The 23,461-nt window shown below is 34.1% G+C and carries 19 protein-coding genes and 1 pseudogene; 17 read left to right on the plus strand and 3 right to left on the minus strand.

All coding sequences use genetic code 11. The annotated features are described in order from the left end of the window. Nucleotides 1–11 precede the first annotated feature (11 nt). The 13 genes from sprA (at nucleotide 12) to QO182_RS08290 (ending at nucleotide 16,495) form a co-directional block, all read left to right on the plus strand. Nucleotides 12–7,169 carry a cell surface protein SprA gene (sprA, locus tag QO182_RS08230; protein ID WP_371560932.1) on the plus strand — a complete coding sequence of 2,386 codons (7,158 nt, stop codon included), beginning with the start codon at nucleotides 12–14 and terminating at the stop codon, nucleotides 7,167–7,169. Between the two features lie 89 nt (nucleotides 7,170–7,258). Continuing rightward, nucleotides 7,259–7,639 (plus strand): glycine cleavage system protein GcvH, encoded by a 381-nt coding sequence (gcvH, locus tag QO182_RS08235; protein ID WP_371535581.1) that lies wholly within the window; start codon nucleotides 7,259–7,261, stop codon nucleotides 7,637–7,639. After that, nucleotides 7,632–8,015, plus strand: a complete 384-nt coding sequence (locus QO182_RS08240; RefSeq protein ID WP_371535584.1) for a VanZ family protein — start codon at nucleotides 7,632–7,634, stop codon at nucleotides 8,013–8,015. Before gcvH ends, QO182_RS08240 begins: the two co-directional genes overlap by 8 nt. A gap of 249 nt (nucleotides 8,016–8,264) precedes the next feature. Beyond that, the gene (gene deoC / locus QO182_RS08245) at nucleotides 8,265–9,008 is read left to right on the plus strand and encodes a deoxyribose-phosphate aldolase (protein WP_371560934.1); all 744 of its coding nucleotides are present in this window, start codon (nucleotides 8,265–8,267) and stop codon (nucleotides 9,006–9,008) included. A gap of 19 nt (nucleotides 9,009–9,027) precedes the next feature. Beyond that, entirely contained in the window at nucleotides 9,028–11,145 is a 2,118-nt protein-coding gene (locus QO182_RS08250) for a gliding motility protein RemB (RefSeq protein ID WP_371560936.1), read from the plus strand. Nucleotides 11,146–11,318: 173 nt separating this feature from the next. Beyond that, the gene (gene cyoE, locus QO182_RS08255; protein ID WP_371561003.1) at nucleotides 11,319–12,221 is read left to right on the plus strand and encodes a heme o synthase; all 903 of its coding nucleotides are present in this window, start codon (nucleotides 11,319–11,321) and stop codon (nucleotides 12,219–12,221) included. Between the two features lie 2 nt (nucleotides 12,222–12,223). Next, complete coding sequence (locus QO182_RS08260) at nucleotides 12,224–12,811, plus strand: heme-copper oxidase subunit III (protein ID WP_371535591.1); 588 nt, start codon at nucleotides 12,224–12,226, stop codon at nucleotides 12,809–12,811. 42 nt (nucleotides 12,812–12,853) lie between these two features. Then, nucleotides 12,854–13,882, plus strand: coding sequence for a cytochrome c oxidase subunit 3 (locus tag QO182_RS08265; protein ID WP_371560938.1), 1,029 nt, complete (start codon nucleotides 12,854–12,856; stop codon nucleotides 13,880–13,882). Nucleotides 13,883–13,900: 18 nt separating this feature from the next. Continuing rightward, a complete protein-coding gene (locus QO182_RS08270) occupies nucleotides 13,901–14,257 on the plus strand; it encodes a cytochrome C oxidase subunit IV family protein (RefSeq protein WP_371535595.1) in 357 nt (118 codons plus the stop codon). An 89-nt stretch (nucleotides 14,258–14,346) separates the two neighbouring features. Next, nucleotides 14,347–14,988, plus strand: coding sequence for a hypothetical protein (locus QO182_RS08275; RefSeq protein ID WP_371560940.1), 642 nt, complete (start codon nucleotides 14,347–14,349; stop codon nucleotides 14,986–14,988). A 10-nt stretch (nucleotides 14,989–14,998) separates the two neighbouring features. Continuing rightward, nucleotides 14,999–15,685 carry an SCO family protein gene (locus QO182_RS08280; protein WP_371560941.1) on the plus strand — a complete coding sequence of 229 codons (687 nt, stop codon included), beginning with the start codon at nucleotides 14,999–15,001 and terminating at the stop codon, nucleotides 15,683–15,685. Nucleotides 15,686–15,690: 5 nt separating this feature from the next. After that, entirely contained in the window at nucleotides 15,691–16,233 is a 543-nt protein-coding gene (locus QO182_RS08285; RefSeq protein WP_371535602.1) for a DUF420 domain-containing protein, read from the plus strand. A gap of 34 nt (nucleotides 16,234–16,267) precedes the next feature. Further along, complete coding sequence (locus QO182_RS08290; protein WP_371535604.1) at nucleotides 16,268–16,495, plus strand: hypothetical protein; 228 nt, start codon at nucleotides 16,268–16,270, stop codon at nucleotides 16,493–16,495. 12 nt (nucleotides 16,496–16,507) lie between these two features. On the opposite strand, the gene QO182_RS08295 is transcribed toward QO182_RS08290, so the two are convergent. Next, the gene (locus tag QO182_RS08295) at nucleotides 16,508–17,917 is read right to left on the minus strand and encodes a DUF4403 family protein (RefSeq protein ID WP_371560942.1); all 1,410 of its coding nucleotides are present in this window, start codon (nucleotides 17,915–17,917) and stop codon (nucleotides 16,508–16,510) included. A 176-nt stretch (nucleotides 17,918–18,093) separates the two neighbouring features. Between QO182_RS08295 and QO182_RS08300 the strand changes: the two are divergent. From QO182_RS08300 to tsaB, 4 genes and pseudogenes are all read left to right on the plus strand, one after another. Next, nucleotides 18,094–18,249 (plus strand): annotated as a pseudogene (locus QO182_RS08300) (ATP-binding cassette domain-containing protein); the annotation flags it as partial. Nucleotides 18,250–18,467: 218 nt separating this feature from the next. Beyond that, nucleotides 18,468–19,838 (plus strand): TolC family protein, encoded by a 1,371-nt coding sequence (locus tag QO182_RS08305; protein ID WP_371560944.1) that lies wholly within the window; start codon nucleotides 18,468–18,470, stop codon nucleotides 19,836–19,838. A 6-nt stretch (nucleotides 19,839–19,844) separates the two neighbouring features. Next, nucleotides 19,845–21,143: an efflux RND transporter periplasmic adaptor subunit gene (locus tag QO182_RS08310; RefSeq protein WP_371560946.1), complete on the plus strand. Its 1,299-nt coding sequence runs from the start codon at nucleotides 19,845–19,847 to the stop codon at nucleotides 21,141–21,143. Between the two features lie 58 nt (nucleotides 21,144–21,201). Next, entirely contained in the window at nucleotides 21,202–21,876 is a 675-nt protein-coding gene (gene tsaB / locus QO182_RS08315) for a tRNA (adenosine(37)-N6)-threonylcarbamoyltransferase complex dimerization subunit type 1 TsaB (protein WP_371535612.1), read from the plus strand. A gap of 3 nt (nucleotides 21,877–21,879) precedes the next feature. Here tsaB and QO182_RS08320 read toward each other — a convergent pair whose 3' ends face one another. Both QO182_RS08320 and QO182_RS08325 read right to left on the minus strand, forming a co-directional pair. Next, nucleotides 21,880–22,707 carry a mechanosensitive ion channel family protein gene (locus QO182_RS08320; protein ID WP_371560948.1) on the minus strand — a complete coding sequence of 276 codons (828 nt, stop codon included), beginning with the start codon at nucleotides 22,705–22,707 and terminating at the stop codon, nucleotides 21,880–21,882. Between the two features lie 444 nt (nucleotides 22,708–23,151). After that, nucleotides 23,152–23,352 carry a dodecin family protein gene (locus tag QO182_RS08325; protein WP_371535616.1) on the minus strand — a complete coding sequence of 67 codons (201 nt, stop codon included), beginning with the start codon at nucleotides 23,350–23,352 and terminating at the stop codon, nucleotides 23,152–23,154. Nucleotides 23,353–23,461: the final 109 nt, after the last annotated feature.

Here is a 23,461-nt window from a genome sequence, read left to right on the forward strand (position 1 = left end):
ACACGAATTGCATGCGTAAAATTTGTACTTTTTTGATTCTTTTATTTTGTGGTTCCGTATCGATTGCTCAGGTAAATGGTCAAACTCAAGATACCACAAAAACAGGTTTTTCCATAGGGAAAGTCCAAATAAAAAATCCTCAAAGTGTGCTGTCGGCCTATACGTACGACCCGGTTACCGATAGATATATTTATACCAATTCAGTTGATGGTTTTTCCATTAATTACCCTATCATATTAACACCAAAAGAATATGAAAGTTTGGTATTGAAAGAGTCTATGAGAGATTATTTCAAGCAAAAAAGTGACGCTATCGATGGTAAAAAAGAAGGTAGTGAAGCTGCCAAAAAAGACTTATTACCGAAATATTATGTGAATTCAAATCTTTTTGAATCGATTTTTGGTAGTAATACAATCGATGTTAAGCCTACCGGTTCCGTAGAAATGGACTTAGGTATGCGCTTCACAAAACAGGATAACCCGTCCTTTTCTCCAAGAAACAGATCTAATCTATCTTTTGATTTTAACCAAAGGATAAGCATGAGTTTAATGGGGAAAGTAGGTACAAGATTAAATGTAAATGCTAATTATGATACGCAGTCCACTTTTGCGTTTCAAAATTTAATTAAATTAGAATACACTCCATCTGAAGATGATATTATTCAAAAAATCGAAGTAGGTAATGTGAGTATGCCTTTAAATAGTTCGTTAATTAGAGGGGCACAAAGTTTATTTGGGGTGAAAACCCAATTGCAATTTGGAAAAACAACAGTTACCGGTGTGTTTTCTGAACAAAAATCACAGACAAAAAGTGTGGTAGCCCAAGGTGGCGGTACTATAGAGGATTTTGATATTTATGCCTTGGATTATGACAATGATAGGCATTTTTTCTTATCCCAGTACTTTAGAAATAAATACGATACAGCCTTAAAAAATTACCCGTTTATTGACAGTAGAGTTCAAATATCAAGGCTAGAAATATGGGTTACCAATAAACAAACCCGAGTAAACACTACTTCTAATAATCTAAGAAATATTATTGCTCTTCAAGATTTAGGGGAAGGACAGTTATCAGGCATTCCTGATAATGAAGTTGTAGTTTTAGATCCTTCAACAGGGATATTTAATAATCCTTTTGACACTCCTTCTGACAACTCAAATAATGATTATGATCCTGCGCAAATTTTAGCAGGAACAGGTTTGTTGAACAGTAATATCCGCGAAATCGTAACTTCTAGATCAGGATTTAATGTTACGGTAAGCGAAGGGCAGGATTACTCAAAATTAGAAAACGCAAGAAAACTGAATGCAAATGAATATACTTACAATGCTCAATTGGGTTATATCTCCTTACAACAGAAACTTGCTAATGACGAGGTTTTAGCGGTAGCCTATCAATATACTATTGGGGATAAAGTATACCAGGTTGGAGAGTTTGGGAGTGATGGTGTAGACGCTACAGTTGTAACGGGTAATACTCCTTCAAATCAGGCTATTATAACGCAAAGTTTGATCTTGAAAATGCTAAAAAGTAATTTAACCAATGTTAAAAATCCGGTTTGGAATTTGATGATGAAAAATGTTTATCAGATTCCGGGAGCTTATCAGGTGAAACAAGAAGATTTCAGGTTCAATATTCTTTACACAGATCCATCTCCATTGAATTACATTACGGAAGCGAAAGATGCAGCTGGAAATCCAGTGCCATTTCCTTTTAGTCCTACTGCTGACAATCGAGTTGCAGAAACGCCGCTATTGAAAGTATTCAATTTAGATAAATTGAATTACAACAATGACCCGCAAACTGGTGGTGATGGTTTTTTTGACTTTATACAAGGTATTACGATTGATTCTCAAAATGGAAGATTGATATTCACAACAAAAGAGCCATTTGGAGAATTATTGTTTTCTAAATTATCCACTACGGGTTCAGCAGAAAATTATGATGATGCCAGCACTTATAATGCAAATCAAAGTAAGTATGTTTTTAGAAGCATGTATCGCAATACACAATCAGGAGCGTTGCAGGACAGTGATAAAAATAAATTCCTTTTAAGAGGGAAGTACAAATCCTCAGGAGGCGATGGAATACCTATTGGAGCATTCAACGTTCCTCAAGGGTCTGTCGTTGTTACTGCGGGCGGAAGAGTTTTAGTGGAAGGGATTGATTACAGTGTGAATTACCAATTAGGGAGAGTTCAAATTTTGGACGCCTCGCTTCAAGCGTCAAATACGCCAATTAATGTTTCCTTAGAAAATAATTCTATTTTTGGTCAGCAGACCAGAAGGTTCATGGGGGTGAATGTGGAGCATAAAATTTCAGATAATTTTTTGGTAGGTGGTACTTTCTTAAAAATGTCTGAAAAACCGTTTACTCAAAAATCAAGTTTTGGTCAGGAATCGGTGAATAACACTATTTTTGGATTCAATACTAATTTCTCTAGTGAGGTTCCTTTTTTAACTAGATTAGTCAATAAGTTGCCAAACGTTGATACTGATGTTCCGTCAAATCTATCTGTAAGGGCAGAAATAGCATTTTTAAAACCCGATTCGCCAAAAGCAGATCAGTTTGAAGGGGAGTCTACAATTTATGTAGATGATTTTGAAGGGTCTCAAACTACTATCGACATGCGTTCGGCATATTCATGGAGTTTAGCATCCACTCCAGATAGAAATACTCGAAGTGCCTATGACTTTAATGCAAATTCCAATGATTTGAGTTATGGTTTTAAAAGATCTAAATTGGCTTGGTATTCAATTGATCCCTTGTTTTATACGCAAAAACCATCTGGAATTTCAAATGACGACTTGTCATTTAATACTACGAGGAGAATATATAGTGAAGAACTTTATCCTTTAACAGACATTGCACAAGGACAATCACAAGTGATAAATACCTTGGATTTAAGTTACTATCCGTCTGAAAGAGGGCCTTACAATAATAACGCAAATTTTGCTGCAGATCCCGCCTCTAATTTTGGAGGAATGATGCGATCTTTAAATTCTACTAATTTTGAGCAAGGAAATGTAGAGTATATCCAATTTTGGGTAATGGATCCTTATATTGGAAAAGGGGCGATTCCTCAAAACAATTCAGGTAAATTATATTTCAATTTAGGTGAAATATCTGAAGACGTTTTAAAAGACGGAAGAAAACAGTATGAGAACGGACTTGGAGCAGATCAAATATTAGTGAATCCAAGACCGATTTGGGGTGATGTTCCTGCTTCGCAATCTTTAATCTACGCATTCGATACTAACGCAAATAATCGATCTAGTCAGGATGTAGGTTTGGATGGATTGGCTAACGCCGATGAAGGTGCTGTGTATAACAATTTTGCTTCTGAACCGGATCCGGCGGCAGATGATTATACTTATTACTTGAATACTTCTGGCGGTGTACTGAACCGATATAAATATTACAATGGAGTCGAAGGAAATTCTGCAGTAGATATTAACGATGCAAATAGAGGGTCGTCTACGGTTCCTGATGTTGAGGATATCAACAGAGATAATACGATGAATACTATAAATGCTTATTATGAATACAGCATTGATGTGAAGCCAAATCCTGTTGTTGGTCAAAACTATATAACGGATATTAGAGATACGCAGGTAACGTTACCTAATGGAGAAGTAACTGATTCAAGATGGATTCAGTTTAAAATACCGGTTACGCAACCACAAAACACAATAGGAAACATTTCAGATTTCAGATCTATTCGTTTTATGAGGATGTTTATGACTGGCTTTAATCAAGAAATAACAGTTCGTTTTGGAGCATTAGATTTAGTAAGAGGGGAATGGAGAAGGTATACAAATACACTTGATTTCAACGATACAAATGTAGATGATGACAATACAGAGTTTGACGTAGCCGCCGTAAATGTTCAGGAAAATAATGAAAGATGTCCTATTAATTACATAACGCCGCCGGGAGTACAGCGAGAACAATTGTATAATAATAATACGCTAATCAATCAAAATGAACAATCACTATCGCTAAAAGTCGCAGGTGATGGACTGGAAATTGAAGATTCTAGAGCAGTTTTCAAGAATGTAAGTATTGACATGCGTCAGTTCAAAAAATTGAAAATGTTTTTACATGCTGAATCGTTGCCAAATGAAACAGCCCTTAGGGATGATCAAATGATAGGGTTTATCCGTTTTGGAAATGATTTTACACAAAATTTTTATCAAATTGAAATTCCTTTGAAAGTGACTGTGCCTTCGTCATCAGGGACAATAAATTGTTCTCCATTGAGCGCTGAGCAAGTATGGCCGGAAGAAAACGAAATCGATTTGTCGTTAGAATTATTGACTCAATTGAAAATAATGGCGATGAGTGTTGATTTAAGTACCTTGCCTTTAGACGGGATTTATTATTCGGATGATGATGCTAGTCGAACTGGAGGTGACGGTGATAGTAAATTGAGATTAGGGATCAAAGGAAATCCTAATTTTGGATTAGTTAGAACTTTGATGGTAGGTGTAAAAAGTAATGAAACACATCAAGATATTAAAGGGGAAGTTTGGTTCAATGAGCTTCGTTTAGCAGACATGGATAATCAGGGAGGAATGGCAGCCGTATTAAATGTAGATTCTAATCTTGCTGATTTTGCCACAATTTCTGCTACAGGAAAGAAAAGTACTATTGGCTTTGGGGCACTGGAACAAGGACCAAATGAAAGAAGTCGTGAAGATATTCAACAATATAACATTGTGACAAATCTTAATTTAGGGAAATTACTACCTCAAAAATGGGGCGTGAACTTACCATTTAATTATTCTATTGGTGAAGAAGTGATTACTCCAGAATACGATCCTTTTAACCAGGATATAAAGCTAAAGCAGTTATTAGATAATACTACAGATTCTGCTGAAAGAAACAATATTTCAAGTAGAGCGATCGATTATACAAAACGAATGAGTATTAACTTTATTGGAGTTAGAAAACAAAGAAGTGCTGAACAAAAACAACATGTCTATGATGTGGAAAATTTCACTTTTTCTCAATCGTATAATAAAGTGGAGCGACATGATTATGAGATTGAAGATTACATAGACCAGCAAGCTAACTCAGCAGTTGATTATGCTTACAGTTTTCAATCAAAACCAGTTGAGCCATTTAAAAATACAGAGTTCTTGAAAAAGAGCAACTATTGGAAATTGCTAAGTGATTTTAATTTTAATTATTTACCTTCTAATATCTCCTTTAATACCAATATTAATCGTCAATACAACCGTCAGCAATTTAGACAGGTAGATGTTGAGGGAATAGGTCTCGATCCTTTGTATAGAAGAAATTTTGGATTCAACTACCGATATGGATTTAATTTTAATCTAACGAATTCCTTAAAATTAGGCTACACGGCTTCATCGAGTAATATTGTAAAAAACTATTTGAATGAGAACAATGAGCCTATTGATAGTTTTACGATTTGGGATAGTTACTGGGATATTGGAGATCCAAACCAACACATGCAACAGTTAGTTTTAAATTATGAGATTCCAATCAATAAAATTCCATTATTCAGCTTTGTTAAAGCTAATTATTCTTATACGGGTGACTATAGTTGGCAAAAATCATCAAATGCATTTTCTGAGTTACAGGATGCTGGTATTCCAAATTTAGGGAATACCGTTCAAAACGCACGTTCCAATAATTTGAACACTAGTTTCAATATGGAGATGCTTTATAAGTATTTGGGATTGACGAAAAATTCGGATAAGTCAACAAATAAGCGGAGTGCTCCAACTCCAAAACCAGGAGAGAAAGTAGTTAATACAAATGCAAAACCACAAGCCCAAAACAATGAATTTATTAATGGTTTAATGGGAGTTTTGACAAGTGTAAAAAATATTCAGATTAATTATACTGAGAATAGTGGTACCGTTTTACCAGGATATACGCCAAGTGTTGGGTTTTTAGGATCTTCAAGGCCGTCTCTAGGTTTTACCTTTGGAAGTCAAGACGACGTGCGATTTGAAGCTGCAAAAAACGGTTGGCTTACAAGTTACCAAGAGTTTAATCAAAACTTTACTCAGGTAACTAATAAAATGTTTAAGGCAACGGCAAATGTAGATTTGTTCCCAGATTTAAAAATTGATTTAGCAGCGGATAGGTCTTATTCGAATAATTTTTCGGAACAATATAATGTGTTAGACGGTGAGTATTATTCGCTTTCGCCTTACACATACGGACTTTTTTCTATATCTACGGTGCTGATAAAAACATCATTTTCAACAAGCGATGAGAATTCTTCAGCAGCATTTGATGATTTTAGAGCTAACAGACTTATAGTTGCAAACCGATTGGCTTCGGGTCGAGGCATAGATATTGCAAACCCGGATAATTTAGATTCTGATGGATATCCATTAGGGTATGGTAAAAACAATCAAGCAGTATTGTTGCCAGCTTTTATGGCAGCCTATTCAGGAAGCGATGCGTCAGGGGTTTCTTTGGGGATTTTTAGAAGTATACCTATTCCTAACTGGGCTGTAAAATATAATGGATTGATGCGTTATGATTTATTCAAAAGGAATTTTAAACGTTTTTCTTTACAGCACAATTATAGGGCGTCCTATACTATTAATCAGTATCGTTCTAATTTTGATTATGATAAAACACCAGACGGAGTAGATGCGAGCGGTAACTTTTTTAACAAAACGATAATGTCTAATGTGAATTTAGTGGAGCAGTTCAGTCCGTTAATTCGAATGGATTTCGAACTAAAAAGTTCATTGAAAATACTTACTGAAATTAAGAAAGATAGAGCGTTATCTATGAGTTTTGACAATAATTTATTGACAGAAGTGAAAGGGATAGAATATGTTGTTGGTTTAGGTTATCGATTTAAGGATGTGATTTTTTCTTCTAGACTGGCAGATAATCCATCAGGGATAATAAAAGGAGATATCAATATGAAAGCAGACTTCTCTTATCGCAATAATCAAACGATAGTGAGGTATTTAGATTATGATAACAATCAATTAGCAGGAGGACAAAACATTTGGTCTTTAAAATTAACAGCCGATTATACTTTTAGTAAAAACCTGACGGCTATTTTTTATTATGACCATTCTTTTTCAAAAGCAGTAATATCTACTTCGTTCCCTCTTACGAACATTCGGTCCGGATTTACGCTTCGATATAATTTTGGGAATTAAATTTATCAAAATCTAAACTATATTTGAATAGAAGATTGTTACATTTGCGGAACAATAATTCAATTATCAATTATCAACACGTATTTATTATGAATATACCAGCAGAATTAAAGTATACTAAAGATCACGAATGGGTTAGTTTAGAAGGTGATGTTGCAACTGTAGGAATCACACATTTCGCTCAAAAAGAGTTAGGAGATATCGTTTATGTTGAAGTGGAAACTCTAGACCAGACTTTAGAAAAAGACGAGGTTTTTGGTACTGTAGAGGCTGTTAAAACAGTATCTGATTTATTCTTACCGTTAGCGGGAGAAATTATTGAATTCAATGATACTTTAGAAAGTACTCCGGAAGCTGTAAATGCAGATCCTTATGGAGCTGGATGGATGATAAAAATTAAAGTTTCAAATGTTGCGGATTACGATTCTTTGCTTTCAAATGAAGCTTACAAAGAACTAATAGGTGCTTAAAAGAATAGTATTTTGGTTTGCTTTATTATGGACAGGCGTTGTTCTTTTTCTTTGTCTAGTTCAATCAGACAAGCTCCCTACGGTAAATATTGAAAATCTGGATAAGGTAGTTCACGCTTTCTTTCATTTTGTATTCACATCGCTTTGGATTTTGTTTTTTAAAACACAAATAAAAAACTCTAATAGTTATAAGCCTTATGTTATTTCATTTTTGTTCTCTGTCCTTTTTGGAGTTACAATTGAAATTTTACAAGGGCAATATACTACAACGAGAAAAGAGGATGCGTTAGATGTTCTTGCAAATATGGCAGGAGCAGCATTAGCAGTCTTTTTACTAGTTATATATTTTAAAAATAGGCGGTTAAGTAAAATCTGACTCTAATAGTATAATCCCACTTCGGTGGGATTTTTTTGTTTTAAAGCCGTAATTCTTTTTGCTTTATAAATTAATTTCCATCAGATTTGGATAGTTTTAGGCAATCATTATTTTGGATGTCCAAAAATTCAGTTAGAGTTGGTAGTGTGCTTTGCTATTAAAAGTAAGTATATCTATCAGACTAATGCCAATTTAATATGTATTTTTGCAATCTTTAAAGCAATTACTTATCGTTAATCCAGTAGAAGAATGAACATCAAAAAATATTTAGATTCGACTTATTTGAAAACTGCAGAACAGGCAGGACTTGATGAAGTGAATAATGTAAAAGTAGTTAAAGGTTTTATTCAAGAAGCTATAGATGAACAATTCAAATTGATCATGATTCGGCCGAATATGGTTTCGCTGGCTAAACAAATGGTTTCTGATGCTGATTCGAATTTACAAATAGGTACTGTTATTGATTTTCCGGAAGGGAGATCCGCTGTTGCTGATAAGTTATTGGAGGCAGAAAACGCAATTCAAGATGGAGCAGATGATCTAGATTTTGTCTGTAATTATGAGGCGTTTAAGAATGACGAAATAGATTTGGTTAAAGAAGAGATTTTGAAAGGAACTCAATTGGGTTTAGAAAATAGTAAAGTGGTAAAATGGATTATCGAAGTCGCTGCTTTGAATGATAAACAAATTATTCAATTGACAGCTTTGATAAAGATTGTTGTAATGTCTAATTTTAAGGAAGATGATTTTGCTTCTGTATTTGTAAAATCTTCAACTGGATTTTATAAAACTGAAAATAATCTACCCAATGGAGCTACTATTGCGTCGATTATTTTAATGTTAGAAAATGCGACTCCACTTCCTGTTAAAGCGGCAGGAGGGGTTAGGACGTATGAGGATGCAGTCGAAATGATCAAATTAGGAGTGAAGCGAATAGGGACGTCTGGAGCAAAAGCAATTGCAAACGGCGAGAATACAAACATTGGATACTAATTTTACAATCAAAATCAATATGAAAAAAAGTTTGCTAACTTTATTTTTATCATTTCTTTCATTTTTTACCTATTCGCAAGATCGAGATTTATTAGAGTCAAATTTTTCGCCTGAGCGTTTTCCTGTTTTTTCAAGTTGTGAAAATTTAGAGCGTAAAGAGTTGGAAAGTTGTTTTTATAATGAAGTTCAAGATTTTGTTTTTCAAAACTTTGTTGTTCCTGAACACTTGGTGAAAAATAATTTTGAAGGAACTGTAAAAGTTCTTTTTGAGGTAAATGCAACAGGTATTTTTAAGGTCATTTATGTAAACGCGATTGATGAGGAATTAATAAAGGAAGCAAAGAGAGTTTTTGCAAAATTCCCTGCAATTACTCCTTCAACATACAATGGTAAGTCCGTTTATTCAAAATATAATATTACTATTTCAATTCCTTTGAAAAGTAATGAAACAAGAAATTCTGAAGCGTTGGCTCGTGCCGGAGTAATTCAAAGTAGTAAAAAGCAGTTAACTGAATTAGATAGTATTGTTTACAAGAAATACAATAATCCGGAGTATGATAGTCATTTAAACATTTCTTTCTCACATAGTTATTATGCACAATTTGACGGCGCTTTAAACCGTGTAGGGAGTAATAATCATACAGCTTCAAAACCTTTTACTTATGCTGAGGTATCAAAGTATTATGATATTAAAGCGGTAAATGAAAAGCTTAAGAAAAATGTTTCTAGTTGGTGGGCTAAAAAGTTGTGGAATGAAAATGCAGTTGAAATTCAAGGAGACGGCTATTGGTTATCATTAAATCCAATATTAGATTTACAAGTGGGTAAAGCTTCTAATAGCGACGTTTCTTATACGTACGTCAATACCCGAGCAATCAATTTTAGAGGAGGTCTTGGTGATAAACTTAATTTTTCGACAACTGTGTTTGAAAGCCAAGGACGTTTTGCTGATTATTTCAATAGGTACGCTGAATCGATAAAACCAGCAGGGGGTAATCCGGCAATTATTCCAGGGATAGGAATTGCCAAGGATTTTAAAACTGATTCTTATGATTTTCCTTTGGCGGAAGCTAACTTAACCTTTTCGGCAAATAAATATATTGATTTGCAATTGGGGTACGGAAGGAATTTTATCGGAGATGGATACCGCTCGTTGATGGAAGGTGATGGAGCAAGTCCGTATCCTTATTTTAAAATTAATACTAATTTCTGGAAGATAAAATATACTAATACGTACATGTGGCTAAAAGACGTTCGTCCTGATGTTACTCTAGAAAGAACCTATGCGACTAAGTTCATGGCAAATCATTATTTGAGTTGGAATATTTCGAATAGATTAAATCTTGGTTTCTTCGAATCTGTTATTTGGACTAATACAAATGATAGAGGGTTTGATGCGAGCTTTGTTAATCCGATTATATTTTACAGATCAGTTGAGTTTACGTCTTCGTCCAGAACGGGGAATGCGCTTTTAGGATTGACATATAAGTATAAGTGGAGCGATAAGATTAATGTCTACGGTCAATTTTTATTAGATGAATTTTCTCTGGGAGATATTAGAAGTGGTGATAATAGTTGGAAAAATAAATACGGGTATCAATTGGGAGTTAAATACTATGATGCATTTCAGGTCGATAATTTACTATTGCAGCTTGAATACAATCACGTTCGTCCTTATATGTATTCTCATAGCGATCCTATTACAAATTATGGACACAATAATCAAAGTATGGGACATCAATGGGGTGGGAATTTTAAAGAATTTATAGCCATTGCGCGCTATCATAAAGACAGGTACTTTGCTGATGCAAAAATTACTGTGGGTACCCGCGGCTTGGATTTTGATACTAATGATGATGGTTTTAATTATGGGGCGAATATCTATAAAGATTATGATGAAAAACGACCATTTGATAGCGGAGTAAAAGTAGGGCAGGGAAATAAAACCTCTCTTTTTATCGCCGATATTCAGGGAGGGTATTTAGTAAACCCAACTACTAATCTAAAAATTTTTGGTAGTTATATTTATAGAAGCTTTAACCCTACACAGAATACAGCGACTACATTCAGCGAGAGTACGAATTGGTTTACATTTGGATTGCGTGCTGACGTTTTTAATTGGTATTTTGATTATTAGAAAAAGGTTGTTCTAAGCGTGTTAACTCAAAAAAAAGATCTTTTGTTTGGGAATTAATTAGCAGTGTCTTTTGATGTTAAGATTACTTTAAAAAAAATCTAAATTCTTCATTCTAATTTCTATCTGTAAGTTGTACCTTTGCAGCAGTTTTAAAAAACCTAATGAATACCGCCTTGAATAGTACGTCAAATACATTTTCCCTTAAAAGAGTTTTTCTGGATTTTAAAGAAATCACGAAAGCGGGATTGGCTATAAGTGTTTTGTTTTCCTCAATTGCAGGATATTTTTTGGGTTTTGATAGTGAACACCCTTTTCAGTGGTCTGTATTGCTAATGCTAGCAGTTGGAGGCTATTGTATGGTGGGAGCTTCAAATGCTTTTAATCAGGTGATTGAGAAGGATTTAGACGCTTTGATGGACAGAACTAAAAACCGTCCGGTTCCTTCGGGAAGAATGTCGTCTTTCTCCGCTTTAGTTGTAGCGAGCTTGCTTACCATAATTGGAATTTCATTATTATATATGATCAATCCTAAAACAGCAATGTTTGGTGCGATTTCTATATTTCTATATACAAGTATTTACACTCCTTTAAAAACGATGACGTCATTGTCTGTTTTTGTTGGTGCTTTTCCTGGGGCTATTCCATTTATGTTAGGATGGGTTGCGGCTACAGGTGATTTCGGCATCGAAGCGGGGACTTTATTCTTGATTCAGTTTTTTTGGCAATTCCCTCATTTTTGGGCAATTGGTTGGTTTTTGTATGAAGACTATGAAAAAGCAGGATTTTTTATGTTGCCAACAGGGAAGAAAGATAAGGGTACTGCTTTGCAGGTTATTCTATATACGATATGGCTTGTTATAGCCTCATTGTTGCCTTCGTTAGGGTATACTGGTAAGTTGTTTATATCTCCCGTGGCAGCAGCAGCCGTTTTTCTATTGGGAGTATGGATGTTGTTTTATGCAGTAAAACTTTATAAGTTAAGAACCGCAAAAGCAGCTAAAACGTTAATGCTGGTTAGTGTTGCGTATATTACTTTATTACAATTAGTGTATATAATTGATAAATTTTTGAGATAATTATGGAAGTTACAATGACGAGAGACGAGTATAAATCGAGAACGGCGAGATCATACAAATTGATTTTGTTGTTTGCTATGGTCAGCATGACCATGATGTTTGCAGGGCTTACTAGTGCGTTTGTAGTAAGTAAGTCAAGAGTGGATTGGTTGAAAGATTTTGAATTACCAACGGCCTTTTATTTCAGTACTATTGTGATAATAGGATGTAGTATTACATTTCATTTGGCTAAAAAATCGATTCAAAAAGACAATAAAAGTGCGACTACTACATTTCTTTTTGCTACTTTAGCGTTAGGAATATTGTTTGTGGTTTTGCAGTTTGTAGGCTTCGATCAGATAGTGCGACAAGGGTATTATTTTACGGGAAGCGAGAGTTCGATTACGACTACATTTCTTTATGTTGTTACCGTTGTGCATTTAATTCATCTTGCAGGTGGGTTGATTTCGCTGCTAATTATAATTTATAATCATTTTAAACAAAAATACAATTCGAGTCAAACTCTTGGAATAGAACTAGGTGCAATGTACTGGCACTTTCTTGATTTCTTGTGGATTTATTTATTTGTATTTTTATATTTCTTTAAATAAGAAAAAAACGTAAATTTGGGAACTTTTTAACGAATAACTTTTATGGGATCGACAGTTACTACTGGGAATAAGGAAGAAAAAACTTGGGGAGGCGGCAATGAGCCAATGGGAGCAAGTTATGGTAAATTAATGATGTGGTTTTTTATCGTGTCAGATGCCTTAACGTTCTCGGCGTTTTTAGCAGCTTATGGTTTTTCTAGATTTAAATTTATTGAGACGTGGCCATTGGCCGATGAAGTGTTTACTCACTTTCCATTTATGCACGGTGTATCTGCGCCGATGTATTATGTCGCATTAATGACTTTTATTTTGATTTTTTCATCTGTAACAATGGTTTTGGCTGTTGACGCAGGTCATCAAATGAAAAAAGACAAGGTTGTTCTTTATATGTTCTTAACCATCGTAGGTGGTGGAATCTTTGTGGGATCGCAAGCTTGGGAATGGAATAACTTTATCAAAGGAGAATATGGTGCTATTGAAACAAAAGGAGGTAGTTTGCTTCAGTTTGTTGACAAAGAGGGGCATCGTGTTGCGCTTGCTGATTTTGCTGCAACTTTGCCAGTAGAAAGAGAACAATTGACAAGAAATAAAGGAAAGTGGTTCATGAGTGAGCCTGCTTTGCCGACTTACTCTATTGCAGAAGTACAAGCAGGATTTAAAGCGCATCCAGATCTTTTAATTAGAACTGAGGTTATTTATGAAGCAACTCCAGAAACTAAAGTTGATACGAAGATCAATCATGATTTAAGTAAATTTAAACATAAGACGGTTTTAACAAGAGAAGAATCTGAGTTAAGATTAGTTCAAGCTGCTCATGTTGTTGAAGGTGCAAACTTGGTTAGAAATGAATATGGTAGTAAGTTATTTGCTGATTTCTTTTTCTTTATAACAGGATTTCACGGATTCCACGTTTTATCAGGTGTGATTATCAATATCATTATATTTTTTAATGTACTTCTTGGAACTTACGAGAAAAGAGGTAGTTATGAAATGGTCGAAAAAGTTGGTTTATACTGGCACTTTGTCGATTTAGTTTGGGTATTTGTATTTACAGTTTTCTATCTAGTTTAATTTTCAAAAATTATTATTATGTCACACGAACACGAATATGTTTCAAATACCAGTAGAATCTGGAAAGTTTTCGGAATATTGTCTATGGTTACTATCATTGAAGTAATTTTGGGTATATTTAAACCAGATGCGTTGCACTTAAGTTACTTCTTAGGGTTGAGTTTGTTAAACTGGATTTTTTATGCTCTTACACTATACAAAGCTTACTATATCGTTTATGCGTTCATGCACATGGAAGGTGAAAAAAGCTCTTTAAGAAATGCAGTTGTGCTACCGGTAGTATTTTTAATTTTATATTTACTTTTCATTCTTTTGACAGAAGGTAATTATATATATGGGGTTTTTAAAGATTCGACCATTAAATGGAATTTTTAACAATATATTAATTCAAAAAAAAGGGTATCCGTCGCGGCGGATGCCCTTTTTTATTTTATTTTTGTACCCTAAATGACACCTTCATTATAATGAAAAAAAATATCGTTCTTTTTGTTCTTTTTATATTGCCTATAGTGGCTTACCTTTTTTTTGCTTCCGGGGTAAATGGTTTTACTAAATTGCCTATAATTACACCTACAGTTAGGGATTTCGGAGATTGGCAGTCTTTGGACGGAAAAAAAGTTTCGTTAGACAATAAAATTACTATTTTAGGTTTTGGCGGTTCTAATCTCTTAGAGAACCGTGGTAATCTTTTCAATCTGAATGAAAAAATATACCAACGTTACCATACTTTTAAAGATCTGCAATTTGTAATGCTATGCCCTTTGGGTACAGAAGACGATGTCAGGAGTATTATGGATGCTTTAGACGAGTTTACAGATGTGTCTCAATGGCATTTTTTGTTTGCCACTCCACAAGAGATTAATACCTATTATGATCAATTGAAATTAGTGGGGAAATTAGATAGCCGTTCTGGAACGCCAGATGTTTATATTCTTGACAAAGCGAGAAACCTTAGAGGAAGAAAGAAGGTTAAAGAGTATAAAGAAGGTTATAATACTTTTCACCCTTCTGAATTGAGTAATGAAATGTTAGATGACTTTAAAGTGATTCTTTATGAATATCGTGCAGCACTTAAGAAAAATCACAACGCTACAAAGCAACTTTAAATTAAGTTATATGTTCAAAAATAAATCTTATATCGGAATTTCATTTATTATTCTTGTTTTTGGAATATATGCGATTCCTAAAATAATATCCCGAATTCAGAATAATGAAATTGTAAAGGGAGACCGTTTAGACAAAGTTGAAACTACAGATGTAGTTGATGGTAAATTAATCAAAATAGGTCCTGCTCCAAAATTTGAATTAGTGAATCAAGATAACGTGAAGATTACAAATGAAACTTATAAAGGGAAAGTATACGTCTTAGAGTTTTTCTTTACCACTTGTCCTTCTATTTGTCCCAAAATGAATCAAAGTATGTTGTTGATTGAGAAGAAATTTTTTGGTAACCCTAACTTCGGAATTGTGTCTATTACGATAGATCCTAAACATGACACTCCTGAAGTCTTGAAAGAGCACGCTAAGTTATTAGGGGTTAAATCATCAAACTGGAACTTTTTGACCGGTGAGAGGGGTTATATATTTGATTTAGCTAATAAAGGTTTTAATCTTTATGCAGGCGAAAATAGTAAGGTAGACGGAGGCTTTGAGCATTCTGGTTTATTTGCTTTAATTGATAAAAATGGAAATATCCGTTGTAGAAAGGATGATTTTGGAAACCCTATCTTATATTATGATGGACTGGATAAAAAAGGTGTTAGAGATATTCAACAGGATATTAGTATTTTATTAGAAGAATAAATAAGATGAAAGAACAAAAATTAGAGCAGAAATATAATAAATGGATTATAGCAGTATCCATCATAATACCGGTTGCAGTTGCGTTTCTTTTTGGAGTGAAACTAAAAGATTTTGGTTACAATGTGGAACCTCTTTCTTTTTTACCTCGTATTTATGCCACTACAAATGGTATTACGGCTATTTTATTAATTGCTGCTGTTGTTGCAATTAAGAACGGTAATAGAAAGCTCCACGAATCATTGATGACAAGCGCTATCGCTTTGTCTGTGGCTTTTCTTGTAATGTATGTTGCTTATCATATGACTTCTGATTCTACCAAATTTGGTGGAGAAGGTATTATTAAGTATGTTTATTATTTTATACTAGTGACACACATCATATTGTCAATTATAATTATTCCTTTAGTTTTGATTACGTATGTTAGAGCTTGGGCTCAAGTGTTTGACAAGCATAAAAAAATAGCTCGCATTACTTTTCCTATCTGGCTGTATGTTGCTGTTACTGGTGTTGTCGTTTATTTAATGATTTCGCCTTACTATGTCAGATAGAATAGTAGGAAATAAAAAACAGGAAAAAAGGGTTATGAAAAAGAGAATTACAATACTATTTTTTATCGTTTCTTTCTTTTTTTCTCTAAATGTTGGCGCGCAATGTGCGATGTGTAGGGCAGCGTTAGGAGGTAAAGAGAATAATGTTCAGGCACAGGCAGTTAATGACGGTATCGTCTACCTAATGGCAATTCCATACGTTCTAGTAGCGGGAATTGGTTATGCCGTATATCGCATGAGAAAAAATAAAAATACGGACTAAGGCAAATCGCTGCTATTTTAGTCCGTCAATGGAAATGTTAATTTCACCATGCACTTTGATGAAAGCAATTATCGCATTGTTTGTCAATTGCACTTTTTGGAATTGTATGTCTTCCATCTTTCCGTTTATAAAAACACCTGGTAAAGGGGAATAGTTTTTCAGATAAGACATCATAGTCTTTTTACCGTCATTTAAATTAGTTTGGATTGAGTAGCGACAATTCTCTTTTATTTTTCGAAGAACTAATCCTTGTGCAAGCCAATTAGCAGTTCGCATTAGTTTGTTTTTTGTGTCTAGAACATAATCTAGTTCATCAAAATATATTTCTTTAGACTTGTCGTCATATTGAGGAAAGCCAGATAAATATATTTTTCCGTTTAAAGATCCTGTTAACTCTAAAGCAATAACCATTTTGCCGTTTTTGTGCCATATCTCGACTTCCTGTACTTTTACTTTTTTACCTCCAGACTCAAACTCTTGTCCTGCGAAATTTTTCTTCATTATTTTAGAAGCATCATTGTATGTGGAGACGGCAACAATATTAGCAGAAACTTGATTTGGAATTTTTGTTACAGGTTTCAGAATGATTTTGTTCGCGTCAAACTTTGATTCGGGTTTTTGCCCTATCAGCGTTTCCATATTGCACTTCATTCCCATTTGCAGTGAAAACTGATCCTTCTTTAGTTTTGAGGCAGTAGTGTAGATTTCTAAAGGAACAATTCTTAACCAGCTTTCATAGTCCTCATTCATTTGAAATGGCATGCATATTTTTTCTAAGGCTGTTAATACATTTGGCTTAAAGTCCATTGATTTTTCTACTGCTTCATCAATTTTCTGTTCTATTTTAGATTTGAATAATTTTATTGCTGGGTTGATTAAATAAGTAACTGGCATGTTTTTTCCAAAAACAGTCATGGTTGGGCTTTCGTTCCAGTCTAAAGAGCTCAGTTCTGTTTTAGTATTTAGTTTCCAATTATTCAAGCGTACTTCACTTGTTAATGTAACTACTCCATTTAGATTAAATTCCTGAGTTTTGTAAAATTCAGTTCCCAGTGTTTTTGTTCCGATTCTGTATTTAACTAAAACTTTTAGAGGCAAGGTGGTTTTGATTCTGTCTCCTGATTTCTCGTTGGTACTTTCGATAGAGATTGGGGCTAGTTTCCATACTTGCATTTCGATATCGTCATCTTCAATATTATTGTCTTCGTAGATTAATCCGTTTAAAAGTGAGTTTGTCTGGTTCTCAATGTCTTTCAGTTTGATTGTAATAGGTAAAGAAATAAATGAGGGTGTGTTGTCGTAAACCAAAGGGCTGGCATCATCTGGTTCTGGTTTTAAAGACGATATTTTCTGAGATGGAGAGCAGCTTGAGAATAAAGCTAAAGATAATGATATAATTAGCAGCAATAAAGGTTTGTTCATTTTGGTTCATTTTAGATTACAAAAATAGGAAAAGAAATATATTTTTGATTTAAACTGTAACGTTTCTGTTTAATTACTGTCTTACCTATGAATGGAAAGAAAGTCATCTATTAACTTTTTATGATTAGAATTTCTTTTGCTAAATAATTAAAATTGTATTTAAATTAAGTGTAAGAATGATTGAAATTAGGGAGGTACATAAGTCATAATAAGATGGTAGTTCTGAGCTACATGTGTTAAAAGGAATTACCTTTAACATGCAAGAAGGAGAACATGTCGCTATTATGGGCTCGTTTGGTTCAGGAAAATCAACACTTTTAATTATTCTAGGCAATCAGGTTTTTGAAAGGCAAAGCATTGAGTTAGGTGTTAGCGATGGAATTTACGTTCAGGTGAAAAGTGGTCTTAAGACTTCTGATAAAATTAAAGTTTGGAATCAAGGCTTGAAAAACGTAGATTCAGAAGAGTAAAGTGACAACAAAAAGATTTTTTGTTTATAGATAAATGTTAAATTAGTGTAGTATATTTGTTACACGTCGATTCTAAATATATGAAAAAAAATAGCTGGATACCTTTCGTTTTAATGCTTGTCTTTGGGATGTCTTCCCAGGCACAATCTAAAAAGTGGACATTAACGGAGTGTGTAAATTATGCGTTAGAGCATAATATTTCAATCAAACAAACGGAATTAGATATTAAAACGTCTACGATTGATAAAAGAGGTGCGATAGGGAGTTTTCTTCCGTCACTAAATGCTAATGCCTCTCATTCATGGAATATTGGTTTAAATCAAGATATTACAACAGGACTATTGCAAAACCAAACAACGCAGTTTACTTCCGCTGGAGCAAATGTTGGAATTGATATCTACAAAGGTTTGCAGAACCAAAACGCACTCCGAAGAGCAAATCTCTATATAGTGGGTGCTAAATACCAATTGTTAAAAATGCAGGAGGATGTAGCGCTTAATGTTGCCAATGCTTTTTTGCAGATACTTTTTAACAAGGAAAATTTAAAGGTACAAGCAGAGCAGCTGAGTATTAATGAAAAACAGTTAGTTCGTTCTAAAGAATTAGTAAATGCTGGGACAATACCTAAAGGGGACTTGCTAGACGTAAAAGCTACTTTGGCATCTGACAATCAAAAAGTAATCACAGCTGAGAATTCTTTGTTGATTTCTAAGCTAAGTTTAGCACAATTATTACAACTGGATAATTTCCTGGATTTTGATATTGCGGATGATACGGAGGCGAAAGATGAAAATAGCATACTGTTACAATCTCCAAGCGCTATTTATGATAAAGCGAAGGAACAAAGAACGGAGTTGAAAATAGCCCAAACTAATTTGGAAATAGCTGAGAAAAATGTAGCTATTGCAAAAGGAGCATTACTACCAACTTTAAAAGGATTCTATAACTACAGTACTCGAATTTCGTATGCTGATATAGCATTGAGGAATGATACTGGGAATGTGATAGGAACGCAGTCACCTCCGCCATTCTTTACGCAGTTCGGAGATAATAAAGGACAGTCGTTTGGGGCGCAATTATCGATTCCTGTGTTTAATGGATTTTCAGCTAGGAATAATGTAGAGCGTTCACAGGTGAGCTTGGAGAAATCTAAAATTGCAGTAGAACAACAAGATTTAGATTTAGAAAGAAATGTTTATACTGCATTTACAGATGCTAAAGGGGCTTTAAATGCTCACCAATCAGCTATAGTAGCATTAGAGTCTAGACAGGAAGCGTATCATTATGCTAAAGAAAAATTTGATGTTGGCTTGATGAATTCTTTTGATTTAAATCAATCTCAAACCTTACTTTCCACTGCGCAATCTGATGTGCTTAGGACTAAATACGATTATATATTCAAAATCAAAATACTAGAATTCTATTTTGGAATTCCAATCATTAAAAATTAATAAATTATGTCAAAGAAAACAATTTATCTCTTAATAGGCGGTGCCATTGGTATTATTGCCTTATTAATTATACTTTCAAAAACTGGAGTTATTGGAAATGAAGATAAAGGTAAGGAGGTTGAATCAGCCATCGTAAATGCCACAACGATTATTGAAACTGTTTCTGCAACTGGTAAAATACAACCCGAAATTGAGGTTAAGATTTCCTCTATGGTTTCTGGGGAGATTATTTCACTGCCTGTTATAGAAGGGCAAGTTGTGAAAAAAGGCGATTTATTGGTTAAGATAAATCCAGATTTATATACGTCTAGTCTAAATAGAACAATTGCTGGTTTATCTGGATCAAAAGCGGGGCTGACACAGGCTGAAGCTCAGTTTAAAGAAGCTAAATCAAGCTATGAAAGAAATAAAGTGTTATTCCAAAAAGGGATTATTTCTAAATCAGATTGGGATAAGTCAATTGCTTCTTTTGAAGTAGCTAAAGCCACAAAAGAATCTGCTTATTTTAGTGTAAAAAGTGCTTCGGCTTCTGTAAATGAAGCTCAGGATAACTTAGGAAGAACCATAATTTATGCTCCTGCAGATGGAACTATTTCGATGCTTAATGTAGAATTGGGTGAAAGAGTTTTAGGGACGCAACAAATGACAGGGACAGAGATTTTGAGAGTAGCGAACTTGAACAACATGGAAGTTGAAGTAGATGTAAACGAAAATGATATCGTAAAAATAAAAGTAGGTGATGCCGCTAAGGTAGAAGTAGATGCTTATTTGAAAAAACAATTTAAAGGTATTGTTACTAGTATTTCTAATTCAGCTAGTTCGGCATTAACGGCAGATCAAGTAACTAATTTTAAAGTAAAAGTTAGAATAGTGAAAGAGTCTTATCTGGATTTATTAGAAGGGAAACCAGCGGCTTATTCTCCTTTTAGACCTGGAATGACCGCAACTGTCGATATTATTACTAAAACAAAGAAGAATATATTGGCAGTGCCAATAAGTGCTGTAGTTGTAAAATCAGATACGGCAGCAGTTAGTGATGTAAAAACATTGGAACCTTCGGACGCTAAAGATGTAGCGCCTAAGAGTGACAAAAAATTCGAATGTGTTTTTGTGAAGGTGGGAGGTAAAGCTAAAATACGCGTTATTAAAACTGGAATTCAAGATGATACGAATATTGAAGTGAAGAGTGGTATTAAAAAAGGAGATGTTGTGATTATAGGACCATATACCACTGTTTCTAAAGAGTTAAATTCCGGTGATAAGGTATATGTGAAATCAGAAAACGATAAAGAAAAAAGCAAATAGTTTTAGTTTAGATTTGTACTTTTGCCAATAAATAATTTGGATCCTAAAAAAAAAAGTATTGACCTATATTCTTAACATCGAAACGTCAACTAAAAATTGTTCGGTAACAATTGCTAAAAATGGAGAGACCCTTATCTGTAATGAAATTGCAGAAGAGGGTTACTCGCATGCTGAACGATTGCATGTGTTTATTGAAGCGAGTCTAAAAGAAGCAGGAATTGTATATAAAGACTTATCTGCCATTGCGGTGAGTCAAGGTCCGGGATCTTATACCGGACTTCGTATCGGTGTGTCTGCTGCTAAAGGCTTTTGTTATGCATTAGGTATTCCCTTGATAGCAATAGATACTTTGCAAACATTGGCGGCTCAGGCGACCGTTTCTGATGGATTGATTATTCCGATGATTGATGCGAGAAGAATGGAAGTGTATAGCGCAATATTTACTTCAGAATTAGAAAGAAAAAGAGAAACTCAAGCTGAAATTTTAACTGAAAATTCATTTGAAGATTTAGAAGGGCCTGTTTATTTTGTTGGAGATTGTGCAGAGAAAGCGCAAACTGTCTTGGCAAAAGGAAATTTTACTTTCCTAGAAGAAATTAAATATCCATCCTCAAATGAAATGAGTGTTCTTAGTTTCGAAAAGTATGGGATAAGCGACACGGTAGATGTCGCTTATTTTGAACCTTTTTATCTTAAAGATTTTATGGTAACTACTCCAAAAAAACAAGTGTAGTAATTAGTTTGAAGCTTTAGACATTTCTTTAATGTAAGGCTGTATTACTATTCCTGCTGCATCAAAAGCTGTTTTGCAGTTTTCTAAAGTTTCAGTGAAAACAGCACCAAAATCTGCACTGTTTGCCCAAGGGCGTACTGCTAACTCAATAGCGCTATCTGTTAGATTTTTTACAAAGACTTCTGGTTTTGGGGTCTGAAGTACTTTTGGGTTATCTTCTAAAATAAACATAATCAAATCTTTAGCTTTTTTAATGTCTGAATCATAAGAAATGGCAAAGGTTAAATCAGCTCTTCTGAATTTTTCAAGAGAATAATTGGTAATAGTTCCGTTAGATAGAATGCCATTTGGAATAAATACGGTTTGGTTGTTTGGAGTAGATAGCTTGGTTACAAAAATTTGAATCTCCATAACGGTACCTAAAACTCCTTGACCTTCTATTGTATGCCCTACTTTAAATGGTTTAAAAAGTATAATTAGCATTCCTCCTGCAAAATTTGAAAGCGAACCTTGAAGCGACAATCCTACCGCTAGTCCCATTGCACCAAGAATGGCCACAAAAGAAGAGGTTTCTATTCCTAATTTTGATATAAATGTCACAAACAATAATACTCTTAAGACCCAGAGTAGAATGTCAGCTAGAAATTTTGTCAAAGTAGGGTCTAGTTCCCTCTTGATCATTATTCTTCTGATGAGTCTATTTATGATTCGTATAGTATAAAGCCCCACAAATAAAATAAGAGATGCTGAAATTAGATTTGGCGAGTATTCAATAAAAACTTTTATGAAGTTACTGACGTAATCAGTAAGGTGTTTTGGGTCTATATACATTTCTAAGCTAATAAAAAACCCTCTCTAGAGAGAAGGTTTGTGTTTGTGTTGCAAAAATACGAATTATTATTAAATGACTAATCAGCATCTTCTTCAATTCTGTTTCAAAATTATTTTGAAAGACTGTTGTTTTTTAGGGCGCTTTTAGTCTTTGGTATATCAGAATCAGATTTTGTATTTTCGTTGATGAAATCTCCTGTTTTCTTTGTGGATTTAGCGTTGTTTTCCTTTACTGTGTTAACATAGATTCCTAACATATCGCTAGCTTCCTTAGCATAGTCACTAACGACTTCTTTTGCTTGATATGCAGTAGTTAAAGTTGATTTATAATGTGAGTGAGAAGCAGGAAGGGAGTTGCTTGCCTTTGATATACTTTGTCAAAAGTATTATTTATAAAAAAAAAGCGTCTCTTACGAAACGCTTTTTTTACTTTTTTAGTTTGAACTATTCAAGCTCAAAGGTAACTTTAAGAGTAACCCTATATTCGGAGATTTTACCTTCAACTACAGCGGCACTTTGATTTTTAATATAAATCGACTTTATATTTTTCAACGATTTTGAAGCTTTACTAATCGCTTTTTGTGACGCATCCTCCCAACTAACCGTAGAGCTGGCAAGTAATTCAATAACTTTTAATACTGACATAATTTCTAATTTTTAAGGTGAACTTAAATTTAGTAATTATTTTCGAAAAAACGCTTTAAAAAAAGGATTACTTTTGTTTAAATGATACGTTGTCAGTAAGTTGCGATAT

The sequence above is a fragment of the Flavobacterium sp. Arc2 genome (assembly GCF_041431385.1).
In the GTDB taxonomy this organism is placed as follows: Bacteria; Bacteroidota; Bacteroidia; order Flavobacteriales; family Flavobacteriaceae; genus Flavobacterium.